This is a genomic window from Pseudomonas sp. P7548 (assembly GCF_013386585.1).
In the GTDB taxonomy this organism is placed as follows: Bacteria; Pseudomonadota; Gammaproteobacteria; order Pseudomonadales; family Pseudomonadaceae; genus Aquipseudomonas.
Window position 1 is genome coordinate 1 of the sequence record NZ_JACARO010000155.1, and the last position, 839, is coordinate 839.

At 60.1% G+C, this 839-nt stretch carries 1 protein-coding gene and 1 pseudogene; both read left to right on the forward strand.

The window, feature by feature from the left end:
- A pseudogene (locus tag HX803_RS32915) lies at window positions 1–72 on the forward strand (R body protein RebB-like protein); the annotation flags it as partial.
- A gap of 292 nt (window positions 73–364) precedes the next feature.
- The coding region (locus HX803_RS31760; protein WP_178926022.1) for an aldehyde dehydrogenase family protein at window positions 365–839 on the forward strand (475 nt) is incomplete at its 3' end.

The following is an 839-nucleotide window of genomic DNA, read 5'->3' on the forward strand; positions in this document are numbered from 1 at the left end:
AAAGTCGCCCAGGGCGGCGTGGCCGACAACCTGACCAGCCTGTTGACCATCCTCAAATCGTTCCAGTCGTAATCCGCAGGTCCCCCAGCACCCCCGTCGCCCACCCGCGCCGGGGGTGTTGTCGTTTGTACGTTGATCCGAAAGCTTGGACAAAAGCGCCGTTTTCGTTCTTTTTTTCGAACAGACTATTGCCCTGCCCCCCCATTGATCCTAGGATTCGTTTGAGATTTCAAACGCTCTGTCTCCCGTGCGCCTTTCACTTTTTCGTGCGCTGGGGCTGATTTCCCTGACGGCAGCCCACAAGGCGCCTTTCAACAACTCTAATTCGCTCCGCGTGCGCGCGGTGCTGTTAAGGAAAGCCGACATGCAGCTTAAAGATGCCCAGTTGTTCCGCCAGCAAGCCTTTATCGATGGCGCTTGGGTCGATGCGGACAACGGTCAGACCATCAAGGTCAACAACCCTGCCACAGGCGAAATTCTCGGCACCGTGCCGAAGATGGGCGCCGCTGAAACCCGCCGCGCCATCGAAGCCGCCGACAAGGCCCTGCCGGCCTGGCGCGCACTGACCGCCAAGGAGCGTGCCAACAAGCTGCGCCGTTGGTTCGAACTGCTGATCGAAAACCAGGACGACCTCGGTCGCCTGATGACCCTCGAGCAAGGCAAGCCGCTGGCCGAAGCCAAGGGCGAAATCGCCTACGCGGCTTCTTTCATCGAGTGGTTCGCCGAAGAAGCCAAGCGCATCTACGGTGACGTGATTCCCGGCCACCAGCCTGACAAGCGCCTGATCGTGATCAAGCAGCCGATCGGCGTGACCGCAGCGATCACCCCGTGGAACTTCC